The 15,823-nt window shown below is 64.2% G+C and carries 12 protein-coding genes; 6 read left to right on the plus strand and 6 right to left on the minus strand.

Going from position 1 to position 15,823, the window contains the following annotated elements; translation table 11 throughout:
• Nucleotides 1-255 precede the first annotated feature (255 nt).
• Nucleotides 256-1,704, plus strand: coding sequence for a sialidase family protein (locus BGRAMDRAFT_RS22385; protein ID WP_006051115.1), 1,449 nt, complete (start codon nucleotides 256-258; stop codon nucleotides 1,702-1,704).
• An 87-nt stretch (nucleotides 1,705-1,791) separates the two neighbouring features.
• Here BGRAMDRAFT_RS22385 and BGRAMDRAFT_RS22390 read toward each other — a convergent pair whose 3' ends face one another.
• Together BGRAMDRAFT_RS22390 and BGRAMDRAFT_RS22395 are read right to left on the minus strand one after the other, a co-directional pair.
• A complete protein-coding gene (locus tag BGRAMDRAFT_RS22390) occupies nucleotides 1,792-2,325 on the minus strand; it encodes a DUF2867 domain-containing protein (RefSeq protein ID WP_198143933.1) in 534 nt (177 codons plus the stop codon).
• Nucleotides 2,326-2,399: 74 nt separating this feature from the next.
• Nucleotides 2,400-3,548, minus strand: a complete 1,149-nt coding sequence (locus tag BGRAMDRAFT_RS22395) for an alpha/beta fold hydrolase (protein WP_006051117.1) — start codon at nucleotides 3,546-3,548, stop codon at nucleotides 2,400-2,402.
• A 541-nt stretch (nucleotides 3,549-4,089) separates the two neighbouring features.
• Here BGRAMDRAFT_RS22395 and glgC point away from each other — a divergent pair.
• From glgC to BGRAMDRAFT_RS22420, 5 genes are all read left to right on the plus strand, one after another.
• Nucleotides 4,090-5,355 (plus strand): glucose-1-phosphate adenylyltransferase, encoded by a 1,266-nt coding sequence (gene glgC / locus BGRAMDRAFT_RS22400; RefSeq protein WP_006051118.1) that lies wholly within the window; start codon nucleotides 4,090-4,092, stop codon nucleotides 5,353-5,355.
• Between the two features lie 91 nt (nucleotides 5,356-5,446).
• Nucleotides 5,447-6,907 carry a glycogen synthase GlgA gene (gene glgA, locus BGRAMDRAFT_RS22405; RefSeq protein WP_006051119.1) on the plus strand — a complete coding sequence of 487 codons (1,461 nt, stop codon included), beginning with the start codon at nucleotides 5,447-5,449 and terminating at the stop codon, nucleotides 6,905-6,907.
• A gap of 227 nt (nucleotides 6,908-7,134) precedes the next feature.
• On the plus strand, nucleotides 7,135-8,001 hold the full coding sequence (gene pdxY, locus BGRAMDRAFT_RS22410) for a pyridoxal kinase PdxY (protein ID WP_006051120.1): 867 nt from the start codon (nucleotides 7,135-7,137) through the stop codon (nucleotides 7,999-8,001).
• A gap of 197 nt (nucleotides 8,002-8,198) precedes the next feature.
• A complete protein-coding gene (locus BGRAMDRAFT_RS22415; RefSeq protein ID WP_006051121.1) occupies nucleotides 8,199-8,660 on the plus strand; it encodes a hypothetical protein in 462 nt (153 codons plus the stop codon).
• A 466-nt stretch (nucleotides 8,661-9,126) separates the two neighbouring features.
• Nucleotides 9,127-10,278, plus strand: a complete 1,152-nt coding sequence (locus BGRAMDRAFT_RS22420) for a branched-chain amino acid ABC transporter substrate-binding protein (RefSeq protein ID WP_006051122.1) — start codon at nucleotides 9,127-9,129, stop codon at nucleotides 10,276-10,278.
• A 16-nt stretch (nucleotides 10,279-10,294) separates the two neighbouring features.
• Here the strand turns inward: BGRAMDRAFT_RS22420 and BGRAMDRAFT_RS22425 are convergent, their stop codons facing one another.
• The 4 genes from BGRAMDRAFT_RS22425 to BGRAMDRAFT_RS22440 all read right to left on the minus strand — a co-directional run bounded on the left by BGRAMDRAFT_RS22425 (nucleotide 10,295) and on the right by BGRAMDRAFT_RS22440 (nucleotide 15,819).
• Nucleotides 10,295-12,202: a DUF3857 domain-containing transglutaminase family protein gene (locus tag BGRAMDRAFT_RS22425; RefSeq protein ID WP_232292335.1), complete on the minus strand. Its 1,908-nt coding sequence runs from the start codon at nucleotides 12,200-12,202 to the stop codon at nucleotides 10,295-10,297.
• Between the two features lie 82 nt (nucleotides 12,203-12,284).
• Entirely contained in the window at nucleotides 12,285-12,953 is a 669-nt protein-coding gene (locus BGRAMDRAFT_RS22430) for a hypothetical protein (protein WP_044021704.1), read from the minus strand.
• A gap of 582 nt (nucleotides 12,954-13,535) precedes the next feature.
• A complete protein-coding gene (hutG, locus tag BGRAMDRAFT_RS22435; protein ID WP_006051125.1) occupies nucleotides 13,536-14,348 on the minus strand; it encodes an N-formylglutamate deformylase in 813 nt (270 codons plus the stop codon).
• 73 nt (nucleotides 14,349-14,421) lie between these two features.
• Nucleotides 14,422-15,819 carry a formimidoylglutamate deiminase gene (locus BGRAMDRAFT_RS22440; RefSeq protein ID WP_006051127.1) on the minus strand — a complete coding sequence of 466 codons (1,398 nt, stop codon included), beginning with the start codon at nucleotides 15,817-15,819 and terminating at the stop codon, nucleotides 14,422-14,424.
• Nucleotides 15,820-15,823 lie beyond the last annotated feature (4 nt).

Genomic DNA, 15,823 nt, shown 5'->3' on the forward strand with positions numbered 1-15,823 from the left:
TTTTCCGATGCGTGAAAAAACCACTTGATCTTGCGTAGTGAAACTGTGACCGACGCGCTGGCGGTGATCAGCGCTCGCGGTCTGTGGCAGTTGAAGCGGTAGTGAGTATGGCGAGCGAATAATGGCGGAAACAAGGCGCGCCGACGATGCCATCGTTAAGACTTCCGGCGAAGGTGCAACGCCACTCCACTTCTTTCGCAACTGCCGGCGCGCTACCGTGGGCTGCTACAGGTCGCAATGGAGAAGGAGCCTTCCATGCGTTGCAACAAGCCCCGTGCATTTCTGAGCAGCGTTCCGCTCGCTCTTGTACTCGCCGCAATCATTCCGACCAGTCGGGCCGCGCCCGTCCTCGTGTCCGGCCCCAGCCTTTTTGCCACTTGCACCATCGGCGGCCCCGGCACGAACTATGTGAATGCCGAAGTCGAGCCGTGGGTCGCCACGAACCCGAAAAATCCGTCGAACCTGATCGGCGTATGGCAGCAGGACCGATGGGACAACGGCGGCGCACACGGCCTGGTTGCCCGCCCATCATTCGATGGCGGTTTGACATGGGCCACGCCGGCTGCACTGCCTTTCACCGCATGCGCGGGCGGGACTGATTACGAGCGCGCGTCCGATCCGTGGGTGTCGATCGGCCCCGATGGAACCGCGTACGCCGTGTCGATCTCCTTCAACCAATCCAACAACAGCAACGCGGTGCTCGCTTCGGTTTCGAAGGACGGCGGCCTGACGTGGGCAAACCCGCGCACCATCATCGCCAACAACGAACCGACCTTGCAATTCTTCAACGACAAGGAATCGGTGACGGCCAATCCGATCAAGGCAGGCGTCGCCTACGCCGTGTGGGACCGGCTCGAATTGCCGAACGGCAATCCGTACGCCAACACGCACACGGCCGCCTTCCGCGGGCCATCGATGTTCTCGAAGACATCCGATGGCGGCCTGACATGGAGTCCGCCATCGGTGATCGTGACGGTGCCCTCCCGGCAGCAGACGATCGGCAACCAGATCGTCGTCAACTCGCAGAACGGAACGCTCTATGACTTCTTCGACCTGATCTCTCCGCCGTTTTCGAAAGCGGCCGGCAAGGTGGCGTTCATCAAATCGACCGACGACGGCGCGACATGGACGAAGCCGAAAATCATCTCGGGTTTGCAGACCGTATCGGTGTTCGATCCGAACACCGGCGAAGCGGTGCGTTCGGGAGACATCATTCCCGAGCCCGCGATCGATCCGAAGACGGGGCAACTGTATGTCGTCTGGCAGGATTCGCGCTTCAATGGCGGGCTCTACGACGAGATCGCGCTTTCTACCTCAAAAGATGGCGGCAGCACGTGGAGCGCACCAATCCGCGTTAATACGCCCACGGGACGGCCGGCATTCAATCCGAGCATCAACGTCAATTCGTCGGGGACCGTTGCAGTGACGTACTACGATTTCCGCAATCTGGCGGATGGCAACACCACGACGTTACCGACGGATATCTGGCAGACGACATCGACGGACAAGGGAGCGACGTTCGCCAATGAAACACACGTGGCGGGCGCATTCGATCTCAAGACCGCGCCCGATGCCGAGGGCTTCTTCGTCGGGGATTATCAGGGGTTGGCCGCGATCGGCTCGAGCTTCGTGCCGTTCTTCGTGCAGACGAACTCCGGGAACCTTGGCAATCGCACTGATGTGTTTGCTCAGCCTCAGCCGTAACGGTTTTGCGCGGGAGTGGTTGGCTCGCAGCGTGGACTTCGCGCTGCGAGCGAAGAAGGACAAACGCGGGTACTGCGAGCGAGACGCTTAGCTTCTCATTGCTCTTACTGCCCGTTCCAGATTGGCCCGCACAATCGCGCGATGAAACGGCGCGATCGTCGCAAGATAGATTCGCCCGAGTCTGTTGTGGCAATGCACCACCGTGGCCGCGAGCAGTTCTCGCCCGTTTGCCGCGTCGCCGCGTAGTTGGATGGTCGCGCGGAAGTCGAGATGCCGGTCGTCCGCGCCGACTACCAGCTCCGTCGCGCTCTTCGACAGCAGCGGCAAGTAGCCGATAACCGGCCCACGCGCCGCCGCCGCAAGACCGACGTCGCGAGACGATTTGACGCCGACCGTCGCCATCGTCAGATCGCGGACACGCGTGAGCGCACGAATCCACCACGCCTGCCGCTCGAACGCGGCGCGTGCCAACACCTCAAGATCATCGCTGGCCCCCGCGGGCAGTCGGATTGCAAAGGCGTCCAAAAGATCCGCGCCCGCGTAGAGCGGCGCGAGTACGCTGTTGCCAGGCATGGGTACGGCGCGCGCTTTGGTCAAGGTCGTACTTCGGGGTTGGTTCATCGTGTGCAGCAGTCGAGCCGCTGCCGGTTAGCAAAATAGAAGCACGATCTCGAGACAAAGAGCCGTTTAAACCCTCACCGACTCCCCTGCACCGCCGCCAACCCCTCCAGCAGCGCCTTATGAAACGCGTCCGGGTCCTGCATCTGCGGCGCGTGGCCCAGGTCAGCGAACTCAACCAGCGTCGCATCCGGAATCGCTTTCGCCGCGGCCTTCCCCAACTCCGGATAATGACCGATCTTCGCGCGCACTTCGGGTGAAGCCGCGTCCTTGCCAATCGCGGTCGTGTCCTTCTGCCCGATCAGCAACAGCGTCGGCATGCTCAACTGCCCGAACTCATAGACCACCGGCTGCGTATAAATCATGTCGTATAGCAACGCCGAATTCCACGCGACGATCTGCTTGCCCGGCCCCCGGTACATGCCCGCGAGCATCTGCACCCACGGTTCGTAATCGGCGCGCCATTGGCCGGCATAGTACGTCGACTGCTCGTAGCGGCGAATGCCGTCCGCGCTGGTCTTCAGTTCGCGCCGATACCAGTCGTCCACCGACAACGACGGCACGCCCTTCGCCTTCCAGTCCTCGAGCCCGATCGGATTGACGAGCACCAGTTGCTGCGTCTCGCGCGGATACATCAGCGCATAGCGAACGGCGAGCATGCCGCCCGTCGAATGTCCGACGATGGTCGCGTCTTTCACACCGAGCGACTCGAGCAGCGCATGAGTATTGCGCGCGAGCTGCTGGAAACTGTACTGATAGTGCTCCGGTTTGCTCGACTTGCAAAAGCCGATCTGATCCGGCGCGATCACGCGATAACCCGCTTCGCTCAGACGATGAATCGTCGCCTCCCACGTCGCGCCGCAAAAGTTCTTGCCATGCAGAAGGACGACCGTGCGGCCGTTCGCGTGCGCCGGTTTGACGTCCATGTAGGCCATATGCAGCGCAACGCCTTGCGAAGTGAAGTCGTATTGGCCGACAGGTTCGGGATAGGTGAAGCCCTGCAACTCGGGGCCATAGGCCGGGCCTGCATTGCCGCCGGCTGCGGCGGTTTCGGATGCGCCGCTGGTTGAAGCGGCCGTGGATACGGTCGACGACGCGCCGACCGAGCCCGTCGCCAGCGTTTCGGCAGAAGCCGCAGATGCGGCACAAACCGTGACCGGCGCGGCGCCGAATGCGGCGGCGCTCAACGTTGCAAGCAATGAAAGACGGCGAAAGCTGATGGACATTTTTCTATCGAAGAAGCCGGGAAAAGGATGCGGATGGAGGCGGCTGCCAGCGCACATTAAAAGTTCGCCGCAAGCGGCCGCCGACATGCCGCGCAATCGCGGACGATTCTACGACGCCCATCGCGACCGCGCAGCGGCACGCACACAGCCCGCTTCTCCAGGAGGCGCCGCGATACGCCGCGCCGTGCGGCACATCGCGTGGCACGCATATTGCGCACGGAACCTCGCTCGCTATGTGCCGTGGCGCACGGAGCGTCGGCGCGCCTCGGCCGAAGGTTCGCAGTTGGGCGCGTCGGCGGCTCGCAGCCGAGAAACGTCGCCCGCGCGAGGCCATTCAGTGCTAGAACTACGGGACGGGCTCGCCAGCGCAGCAGCCGCAATACGCGAATCAAAAGCGAATCAAACGCGGATCAATGTAGAAGCGATCGACCAGCCGCATCGGGGAAGTAAGCGAGGCATTCATTGCATGGCACAACGGAACGATTACATGGGACCGCAGTAAGCGCTAAAGCGCTAACTGCGGTCGACAAAGGAGACAGACATGGATACGCCGGCACGGTTGAACGATCTGCAACGCACCACTCTCGCCATCGTACTGGCCGGCGGACGCGGCACCCGGCTCGGTCCGCTCACCAACAAACGCGTCAAGCCAGCCGTACATTTCGGCGGCAAATTCCGCATCATCGACTTCGCGCTGTCCAATTGCCTGAACTCCGGCATCCGGCGCATCGCCGTCGTCACGCAGTACAAGGCGCACTCGCTGTTGCGTCATCTGCAGCGCGGCTGGGGTTTTCTGCGCGGCGAGTTCGGCGAGTTCATCGATCTGTGGCCCGCGCAACAGCGCGTCGAAGGCGCGCACTGGTATCGCGGCACGGCCGACGCGGTGTTCCAGAACCTCGACATCATCCGCTCGATTCGTCCAAAGTATGTCGTCGTGCTGGCGGGCGATCACATCTACAAGATGGACTACACGCGCATGATCGCGGACCACGCGGAGAGCGGCGCCGATTGCACGGTCGGCTGCATCGAAGTGCCGCGCATGGACGCGGTGGCCTTCGGCGTGATGGCCGTCGACGAAAACCGCCGCGTCACCGGCTTCGTCGAAAAACCGGCCGACCCGCCGGCGATTCCCGGCCGGCCCGACACCGCCCTCGCAAGCATGGGCATCTACGTGTTCGACGCCGACTACCTGTACGCATTGCTCGAACAAAACATCTCGAGCGTCGATACCGATCACGACTTCGGCAAGGACATTCTGCCGCGCGTCGTCACGCAAGGCACCGCGATCGCGCATCCGTTCAGCATGTCGTGCGTGTCCTCGGACCCGAACGTCGAGCCGTACTGGCGCGACGTCGGCACCATCGACGCCTATTGGGCCGCCAATCTCGACCTCGCCTCCACGATCCCGACGCTGGACCTCTACGACCGCAGTTGGCCGATCTGGACTTACCAGGAGCAACTGCCGCCCGCCAAGTTCGTGCGCGACCTGAAGGGACTGCAAGGCTCGGGCAACAATCTGATCGTGTGCGGCGGCTGCGTGATCTCGGGTTCGCAGATTTCGCGCTCGGTGTTGTCGTCGAACGTCAAGGTGAGTTCGTTCTGTAATATCAATGAGGCAGTCTTGTTGCCGCAGGTCACCGTCGGCGCGAGTTGCCGCTTGCAGAAGGTGGTCGTGGACCGCGGCTGCACGATCCCGGACGGCACGGTAATCGGCGAAGATCCGGTGCGCGACGCCGAACGTTTCTATCGTACCGACGACGGCGTCGTGCTCGTCACGCCCGAGGCGCTGCGGCAGGACGTGAACTAATGAGCGCTGGTGCCGCGCGGCCGTCCGCAGCGGCCCAGCGCAGCCCGCAAGCATCGACCGTCCACATCTTTAAAGGAACGAGACCGAGCCTATGACGATTCGCGCCCTACACGTCGCCAGCGAGCTGTATCCCCTCCTGAAAACGGGCGGTCTCGCCGACGTCGCGGGCGCGCTGCCGTCCGCGCTGGTCGAGCGCGGCGCCGACGTGCGCGTGCTGCTGCCCGGCTTTCCCGCGGTCGCGGCCGGCCTGCACGACCTGCGTCCGGTCGCGCAACTGGGCCGCCGCTTCGATGCGCCTGGCGTGACGCTCGAACAGGGCACGTTGCCGTCGAACGGACTCGTCGTCTACATGATTCGGGCGGCCACGTTGTACGACCGGCCAGGCAATCCGTATCTGAACGACGAGCACGTACCCTACGGCGATAACGCGCAGCGTTTCGCGCTGCTCGGCTGGGTCGCCGCGCAACTCGCGCAGCAGCTCGACCCGGCGTGGTCGCCGCAGATCGTCCACGCGCACGACTGGCACGCGGGGCTCGCCGCCGCCTATCTGAAAGCGGCCGAACGGCAGCACGGCCGGGCGCCCGCGCGCAGCGTCTTTACCGTGCACAACCTCGCGTATCAGGGCGTTTTTCCCGCGCATCAGTTCGGCCAGCTCGGCCTGCCGGATGATTTCTTCAACATGCGCGGCGTCGAATTCTATGGACAACTGTCGTTTTTGAAGGCGGGGCTCTATTACAGCGACCGCATCACGACCGTGAGCCCGACGTACGCGCGCGAAATTCAAACGCTCGCGCAAGGCGGCGGACTGGACGGCCTGCTGCGCAGCCGCGCGCATGACCTGTGCGGCATCCTGAACGGCGTCGACTATACGGTCTGGAACCCCGCGAACGACGCGCTCCTCGAGCACCGCTACACCGCGACGCGGCTCGCCGGCAAACTCGCGTGCAAGGAGGCGTTGCAAAAACGCTTCGGCCTCGCGCAAAAAAGCGATGCGCTGCTGTTCGGCGTGGTGAGCCGCCTGACCGAGCAGAAGGGTCTCGACCTGCTGCTCGAAACCGTGCCGGAGATCGTCAAGCGCGGCGGTCAGCTCGTCGTGTTCGGCACTGGCGACCCGGCGCTCGAAAACGGCCTGAAGCGCGTCGCGCAGACGCACCCGGAATCGGTCGCGGTGGAACTCGGCTTCGACGAAAAACTCGCACACACGATCATCGCCGGCAGCGACGTGATTGCCGTGCCGTCGCGCTTCGAGCCGTGCGGTCTCACGCAGCTTTACGCGCTGGCTTACGGATCGCTGCCGCTCGTGCATCGCGTGGGCGGTCTCGCGGACACCGTCGCGGACGCATCGCTTGAAAATCTCGCCGAGGATCTCGCGACCGGCTTCGTGTTCGACGACTTCACGCCGCGCAGCCTGACCGCCGCGATCCGCCGCGCATTCGCGCTGCACGGCCGGCGCACCGAATGGAAGGCGGCGCAGCGCCGCGCGATGCGCCAGGATTTCGGCTGGGGCGCGTCGGCGGACCGCTATCTCGCGCTCTATCGCGAGCTGGCCTGATCCTGCCCGAGCCGTCGCCGGTGATGGTTCGGCGCAACAGCACGGGGACGGATCAACTGGCTTGCGGCAAACTCCTGTATTGTTTCCCTACGATGCAGACCGTGCATTGTTCTTGCAATACATGAAGCAGTCCTGCGCGCGGCGTAGCGGGTTCATGCCCGAACAGCGCCGCCGCGCATCCCTCCCGTTTTCACCGATCGCGCACGTCCGCCTGCGCGAGCCATACCATGACGAAGAACGTTCTCAGCATTCAGTCACATGTCGTTTTCGGGCACGCGGGCAATAGCGCGGCCGTGTTTCCGATGCGTCGGCTTGGCGTGAACGTGTGGCCGCTGAACACCGTGCAGTTCTCGAACCACACGCAATACGGCCACTGGACCGGCACCGCCATCAACGCCGCGCAGATGGAAGAACTCGCCGAAGGCATCGGCGCAATCGGCATGCTGCCGCGCTGCGACGCGGTGCTCTCGGGCTACCTCGGCACGCCGGAGCAGGCGCAGTCGGTGCTGGAAATCGTCAAGGCCGTGAAGGCCGCCAATCCGCGCGCCTGGTACTTCTGCGATCCGGTGATGGGCGCGGCAAGCGGCTGCAAGGTCGAGCCCGGCATCCAGCAGTTTCTCGTCGACACCATGCCGGAAGTGGCCGACGCGATGGCGCCGAATCACACGGAGTTGCAGCGGCTCGTGGGCCGCGAGATCGAGACGCTCGAGGAAGCCGTCGCCGCGTGCCGCGAGATCATCGCGCGCGGACCGAAGCTCGTGCTGGTCAAACATCTGCTCGATCGCAACAGTCCCGCGGATCGTTTCAACATGCTCGTCGTCACCGAACGCGAGGCGTGGATGGGCCAGCGCCCGCTGTATCCGTTCGCGCGGCAGCCGGTCGGCGTCGGCGATCTGACGAGTGCGGTGTTCGTCGCGCGCACGCTGCTCGGCGACACGATTCGCGGCGCGTTCGAGCACACGCTCGCCGCGGTCAACGCGGTCGTCAAGGCGACGTGGCAAGCCGGGCGCTACGAACTGGAACTGGTGCCCGCGCAAAACGAAATCGCGCAGCCGCGCGAATGGTTCGACGCGTGGGTGGCAGAGACCGCCTAGCTTGCGCATCGTGCGGTGCGGTGCGGTGCGGTGCGGTGCGGGCCGCAGCTTGCCGGCATTGCGTCGCCAGGAACCTTGTCAGCCGGCCGGTCGTCCTATAATGCGTGCCGCACGCGCGAGCCGATAATGGCTTCGCGGCTTTGCGGCTTCGCGCGGCGACTTTCTCAGGCATCCGGCATTCAGCAGACGAGGCATCGATGGACGGTTATATCCGCAGCGAGCGGGAAGAGTATTTTGAGCAGTTGTGCATCAGCGTCGACGCCGACGAGGTGCATGAACAGGAAGCCATCGAGTTCTTCGAGAACCAGTTCGATCAGCCCGACTTCGACCCCGCGCAGTGGCTCGACATCGCGCTTTACTACTCGCCGGCCGTCGCGCGCGGCATCATCGACATGGTGACGCCCGACGACAAGGCGCGCAGCAACATCGCCGAAGTGATCGCGGACAACCTCGACATTTCGTACGGCGAGGACGACTGCCAGCAGTTCGCCGAGACGATCGAATTCGCGCTGAACAACGGCGTGCCGGTGGACCTCGACCTCGTGCTCGACGGCTGCCAGCGCGCGATCGACGATCTCGACACCTGGGCCGACGACGAAACCAAAGCGCCGCTGCTGCGTCTGCGTGAAGAAGTGCTGCGTCAGCAAGGCGAGCGGTAACGCTGGTGACTTAGGCGAGCGCGCGGGCATGGGCTCGCGCGTCCTGTTGCTCGCTTCTCTCGCATTCCTCTTGCACCCCGCGGCCATCGTGTTCGCGCGCATCTTCGTGCCGTGTGTTGAACACATAGCTTCGACACCTGCATCCAGTTAAGCCCACCACTTCGCCACATGTCTCCATGCATGTGTGCGCCAATCCGCACTCCCGCTTCGGCACCCATCAACGCTCGCGCCCCCCTCGCGAGCTTATGCCGAAATCCTCATTCAAAGCGCCGCGAACTGCCAAGACGGCCGCATATTGGCTTCCTATATTCGCGCCACATGACCGGCGTGCGAATACAACCACACGTACTCCGCACGGTGTATCGCGAGCCTTCGTGCCCGCGGGAACCCGCTCGCTTTGTCAGCGCCGAGCCGCGTCATCGCTTTGCCGCTTTCATCACTCGAACTGTCGAAGTAAGGAGAGACCATGAGTCACCACACCACGCTCAAACCGCTTGCCCTGTTCGTCGGCGCCCTCTTTGCGGTCGCGCCGCTCGCCAGTTTCGCCGACGACATGCCCGTGAAAATCGGCTTCGCCGCGCCGATGACGGGCGCGAACGCCGGCTACGGCAAGGACCTCGAAAACGGCGTGCGGCTCGCCATCGAGGAAGCCAACGCGCAGAAGATCAGGATCGGCGACAAGGTTGCGCAGTTCCAGATCGTCTCGCAGGACGACCAGGCGGACCCGCGCATCGGCGTGCAGGTCGCGCAGAAACTGGTGGACTCGGGCGTCTCGGTGGTGGTCGGCCACTTCAATTCGGGCACGACGATTCCCGCCTCGCAGATCTACGAGCAGGCCGGCATCCCCGTGATCGATCCGGCGGCGACCAACCCGATCATCACCGGACGCGGCTTCGCGAACACGTTCATGGTGATTTCGACGGACGCGCAAAACGCCGGCAACGCAGGCGTCTATGCGGTCGAAGTGAGCAAGGCGAAGCGCATCGCGATCATCGACGACCGCACGGCTTTCGGTCAGGGCGAAGCCGACGAGTTCGAGAAGGCGGTGAAGGCGCATGGCGGCACGATCGTCGCGCGCGAGTACACCGACAATCACGCGGTCGACTTCAGCACGCAGATCACCAAGATCAAGGCGGCGAACGCGGACCTGGTCTTCTTCGGCGGGCTCGATACGCAGGCCGCCGGTTTCGCGCGGCGCATGAAGCAGCTCGGCGTGACGGCGCAACTGGTGGGCGGCGGCGGCGTGGAAGACCCCGAGTTCATCAAGCTCGCCGGCGACGCGGCCGAAGGCGTGATGGCCTGGGAATACGGCCGCCCGCTCGCGCAACTGCCCGGCGGCAAGGACTTCTCCGCGAAGTTCAAGAAGCGCTTCGGCGGCGAGATTCTGTCGTATGCGCCGTTCGGTTACGACGGCGCGTGGGCCGCGATCAAGGCGATGCAGCAGGCGAAATCGACGTCGCCGAACGACTACCGTCCGATGCTCAAGACGATCGACTTCGAAGGCGTGACCGGCAAGATTTCGTTCGACAACACCGGCGCGCTGAAAAGCGGCGCGTCGACGTTGTATCAGGTGAAGAACGGCGCGTGGGTTCCGGTCGTGACGAAGAGCGGGAGCTGAGCGTCCTTAGTTTCCGTTAGCGGTTCAACGCAGGCCGCGCGGCGTTGACGACGATCTGTGCGTCGAGGTCGCGCTCGATCCGCACGAGGTCGTCCTTCATCGCGGCAAACTCTTCTGCCGAACACATCTGGTGTCCGAAGGCGGCGCGAAACTGCCGCCTGATCTGCAGCACGCGCGCCGCCGGGTCGAATACATAGCGCGACGAAAACGCGACGAACTTGTCGTGGACATCGGTATCGACGGGCATGTCCGTTATCTTCGCGAAGCGCGGCAGCGTGATTTCGAGCGTCTCGTCGAACGCGCCGCCGATGCAGGTCCACGGCTGCGTGCGAGCCGGCTCCGCGAGCCATGCCTGCACCTGCGAACCCATGCCGCCGGAGAAGCTCGTCAGCGACGGCACAGCGGTCGTGCCGTCGCTCCAGATGAAGTGCTCGAGCTTGCCCTCTATCGACGTCGCGAACGGCCCGTCGGTCGCGGCCACGTCGCCCGTGCGCAATTGCGCGCTGCCATGCAGGCCGGTTTGCAACAGACGATTGCCGGCGATCTGCTGCGTGCGCTGCCGCGACGCACGTCGAAAGATATTGCGCTCGATCTCAGCGGTGAAGCCCGCATCTTCCACGCGATAGGCGTAATTCGCGGTGCCGTTTTCATCGACGTCGATCTGCACGCGCGCCGTGCGCTCGCGCGTTTGAGTGGCGGGCGTGCGCGACAGCGTTCCTTCGCCGACCAGCAACACGGGCCGGTCCATCACGGCGGCGGGCATATAGCCGAAGCCCACGCCGCCCGCGGTCGTGTCCGCGTACAGCGATAGTTCAGGAATCCAGATAATCGCGTGATTGATCGCGCTCGCGCCATAACCGGGCACGTCCGGCAGACTATAGTACGGCCCGAGATTGAGCAGCACCGCCTCGCTGCGAATGCCGACCGCGGCCAGCAGCGCACTATACAGCGCGACGTGGTCCTTGCAGTCGCCATAGCGATTGCGCAGGATGTCGGCCGCCTTGTGCGGAATCGCCGCTGTCTCGCCGAGAAAGAGCGCGACGTAGCGGATATTCATGCGCACCCAGTCGTAGAGTATCCGCGCCTTCTCGCGCGGGTCCGCGGCGCGCGCGGTGAGCGACTGCGCAAGCCGCACTATGGCGGGATCGTCGAAGGTGGCGTCGGTCGCGGGACCGCGATAACGCGCGGCGAAGCTCGCGAAGTCCGGCACGGTCGACACCATCAGACGATCGCCCCAATTCGCATAGCCGAGCGCGCCCGCTTCGAGCCGCGCATACGGTCCATGCTGGTAGCGAAATTCGTAACGCGTGCGGCCATTCGCACTGACGGGCGGCAATGCCGTGTAGCCGCGCGCGTCGGCATACAGCGGCACATCGGCGGGAAGATCGAAGATCAGGCGTTGATCCTCGACCGGTTCGCGCGTCGGCTCGACGAGATACGCGAACGTGCCCGCCTGCAACGGCTTCGCGCGCGTCTTGCGAAACGCCAGATGGACGCGCGAGCCGGGCTCGACGCCCGGAAAAATCACCGTGCGCAACACACCGTCCTGGAAGCTCGGCGCGCCCGCCGAGCGCGGCTCCTGAATGTCGCGGATCGCTTCGGGACCGACCGTGTGCGTCGCGCCGTCCGGGTCGATCGTCTCGGCGGCGAGCAACTGCACCTGTTCGATGTCCTTGTTGAACCAGACGTAGCGTTGCGCGATGTCGTCGACGCCGCTCGCCGTGTTCGCGCGCAACACGCTGTCGTCGTGTTCCTCGATGGAACCGTCTTTCTGGATCACGAAGAGATGAACGTCGCGCTCCGTTGTGTAGGGCGCGCGGTCGTCGCTGAGGGGATCGGGGGTTGCGCCGTCGGCGAAAGCGGCGGACGCTGCCGCGCCTAGTGCGAGCGCGGTGGCGATCCTCAGGCAGCGCAGCAGCTTCATGCAACTCAGGACGCTCACGCACCGCGTCATGACCGCTCTTTCCCGCGTAATGCCCCCTTGAGCAGGCCACCGGCCGCGCCGCTCATCCGTCGCCCTCGCCGAGTTGCGTGAGCAAGGCCTGGAGGCTCTCCACATGCCGCAACAGCAAATGCCGATGCTTCTCGATCTGTTCGAGCCGCCCGGCAAGATCGGCCTGTATCGGACCGTCGGGATCGGCGGCGGCAATCACCTCTTCGACCTTGGCGCGCAACGACGGCAGTTCGACAGGCGCATGCGCGAGATGCCGCTCGAAACGCCGGACCTCCTGAAGCGCAAGCTCGCGGACCTTGCGAAAGTATGCCTGGCGCCGATGCGCTTCCGCGTCCAGCGCTTCGTCCTCGATACGTTTGGCAGGCGCGCTCTGGCCAAAAATCGGCTCGGGCGGCCGCAGCACGGTCTTTTTTCGCGCGGGATGCGCGGTGCCGCGAAAGCGCGCCTGCGGCTCTTCGTTGTCGATCGCGGCGCGCGCGTTGGGCGGAATCTCCTCTTCGGTATGCGGCGCGTTCATCCAGCCATTCGGCAAGCCGGTCACCGCTTCGATGCCGCGCACGAACTCCTCGCTGAATTCGCGCTGGCCCGACAACATCAACTTCAGATAGCTCGCGGAAAACGTCATCATGCGCGCGAGACGACTCGCCGCGCCGACCTCGCGCGTGAGCAGCACGAGATTCGCGCGCCAGACGGGAAGCAGCAATTCGTCGGAATCTTCCATTGCGGGGTCTTCCATCTTTTTGCCCGATGTCAAGACGACGCCGTGACGAGCGTCATCATTCTGAAAGGGTAGCCGTTGCCCGGCCTCGCTTGCAAGCGGCACGCCGCACATCACGCGAACTTTGTGCGGAGACCGGCTCGCGTTGCTCCACGTCAACGCGGACGGCCTTTTGCGCCATCCGCCGTGAGGATTGACACCGGCGGAGCGGCGGCGTTCCTCCGCAGCAGCCGTCGATGTGGCATGCTTGCGTGCCGTGCGGCATACGTCCTGCTGCACCGCCAACTCCACAACACTGATTAAGGGTTTTGTAATGAAGAAGATCGTCCTGGCTCTTGCCGCAGCCGCTGCTGCTTTCAGCGCAATCGCTCCCGCACAGGCCGCTGGGCACCATCACGAAGTTTGCAAGAAGGTGCGCGTGCATCACCACTGGGAACGCCACTGCCGTTAAGCTATGCCTCGCATAGAGGGTAACGGCGGCGGACGCTCACGCCAAGCGTCGCGCGAATGAAAATGGCCTCGCATTTTTTGCGAGGCCATTCTTTTTGGTTGTCTATCTCGCGCGCGAGAGGTCCGCGCCCGCGATCACGCCGTCTTCACGCGCTCCAACGCGGTCGCGACGAGTTGCTCGAGCAAAGGCTCGATCTTCGCGGCAAGCGTTTCATCGTACGCGTACGGCAACTGTTCCTGCATATACGTGATTTGCGACAGCTCGAGTTGCACCGCATGCACGCCTTGCGAAGGCTGACCATACTCGCGCGTGATGTAGCCGCCCTTGAAGCGCCCATTCGCGACAGCCGAATAAACGCCATGCCGTTCGACGATCGCAGCCAATTCCTCGGCGAGACCCGCCATCGCACTCGCGCCGTTCGACGTGCCGAAGTTGAAGTCCGGCAAGCGCCCTTCGAAGAAACGCGGCACGCGCGAGCGGATCGAATGCGCTTCCCATAGCAGCACTTTGCCGTGCTGCGCCTTGAGCGCGGCGAGTTCGCCTGCGAGCGCGCTGTGATAAGGCATCCAGTAAGCGTCGCGACGGCGGGCCACCTCAGTATCGTCCGGCAGATGACCTTCGCGATACAACGGCTCCTTGTCGAACGTATCGACGGGCAGCAAGCCCGTGGTGTCCTGCCCCGGATACAGGTTCGCGCCGTCGGGCGGACGGTTCAGGTCGATCACGTAACGCGCGTAAGTCGGCGCGATGATCGACGCGCCCATGCGCTTCGCAAATGCGTAGAGCCGGTCGAGATGCCAGTCGCAATCGTCGGTGCGAAGCGCCGTGGGCGTCATCGTCGCGGCGATGTCCGCGGGGATCTGCGTGCCCAGATGCGGGATGGAGATCAGCATCGGCAGGTTGCCGCGATGCAGCGTGAAAACCGGTGGAGTGTTCGAAGCAGTCATGTCAGTCCTGAATCGGAAGAACGTTGCGGTGACGCGGGCGCGGCGCGCATGCGGTTGCGTGCATCGCGTCAACTCATTTGAGCAGTTCCGCGAGCGCGATGCGATAGCGCGCGTAAGCGCCCTCTTCGTCGCGATGCCGGCGATTCTCGACGAGCTTGTCGCCGCCTGCGTACACGTCGCGGATCGGCGTCTCGCCATGCTCGCAGAAAACGACGCCCGAGAGCCAGTTATTCGGCGCGTGTCCGGCAATGCTCGCGTGATCCGGGTCCAGCACGAGCCAATCCGCGCGATGGCCGGCTTGCAATGCACCGGTCGCGCGACCCGTGGCGCGCGCGCCGCCTTCGAGCGCCGCGTCGAAAAGACGATCGGCCACATAGGGCGTGTGTGCCGATGCCAGCACGTTGCGTTGCCGGCGCGTCAGACGCTGCCCGTATTCGAGCAGGCGCAATTCCGCGCGCCAGTCGACGCCGATGTGGCTATCCGAGCCGACGCCGATGCGCCCTTGCGCGTCGAGATACTCGTGCGCCGGAAAAATACCGTCGCCGAGATTCGCTTCCGTGGTCAGACACAGGCCCGCAACGGCACCGCTCTTCGCGAGCGCGAGCGTCTCGTTTGCATCGACATGCGTGGCGTGCACGAGGCACCATCTTCCGTCGACGTCGAAGCGATCCAGCAGCCACTGCACCGGACGCGCGCCTTCCGTTTCGATGCACGCGTCGACTTCGGCGGTCTGTTCGGCGATATGGATATGAACCGGCGCGCTGCGGTCCAGGCCGTCGAGCAAGGCACGCAGCGATTGCTCCGACACCGCGCGCAACGAATGCGGCGCCACGCCATAGCGCAACGCCGCGTTTTCAGGGCGAGCGGCGCGCAACGCGGCGAGCAGTTCGTGCAAACTTTCCGGCGTGTTGATGAAGCGCCGCTGATCGTCGCGCGGCGCGCGCGCGCCGAAACCACTGTACTGATAGAGCACCGGCAGCATCGTCATGCCGATGCCGGCCGCCGACGCCGCATCCACGACACGTTGTGCAAGTTCCGCCTGGTTCGTGTAGCGCTTGCCTTCCGGCGTGTGATGCACGTAATGAAACTCGCACACCGACGTATAGCCCGCCTTCAGCATTTCGATGTAGAGCCATTGCGCGACGCTCGCCAATCCTTCGGGCGTGATGCGCGCGGCAAAGCGATACATCAGATCGCGCCAGCTCCAGAAGTTGTCGGTGGCGCCGTTGCCGGAAGCGGCGCGATATTCGGTGAGGCCCGCCATCGCGCGCTGGAACGCATGCGAGTGAAGGTTCGGCATGCCAGGTAATATCGGACCCGCGGCTTTCTGCACGTCTGCGGGAATTTCCGCAGTGTCCGGCGTGACCGCCGTCAACGTGCCGTCCGCGTCCCATTCGAGCAGCACGTTGCGGCGCCAGCCGTCCGGCAGATACGCGTGTTCGGCGAATAGCGACTGTTTTTCTGGTGTCATCTCT

It is taken from the genome of Paraburkholderia graminis C4D1M, assembly GCF_000172415.1.
Taxonomy (GTDB): domain Bacteria; phylum Pseudomonadota; class Gammaproteobacteria; order Burkholderiales; family Burkholderiaceae; genus Paraburkholderia; species Paraburkholderia graminis.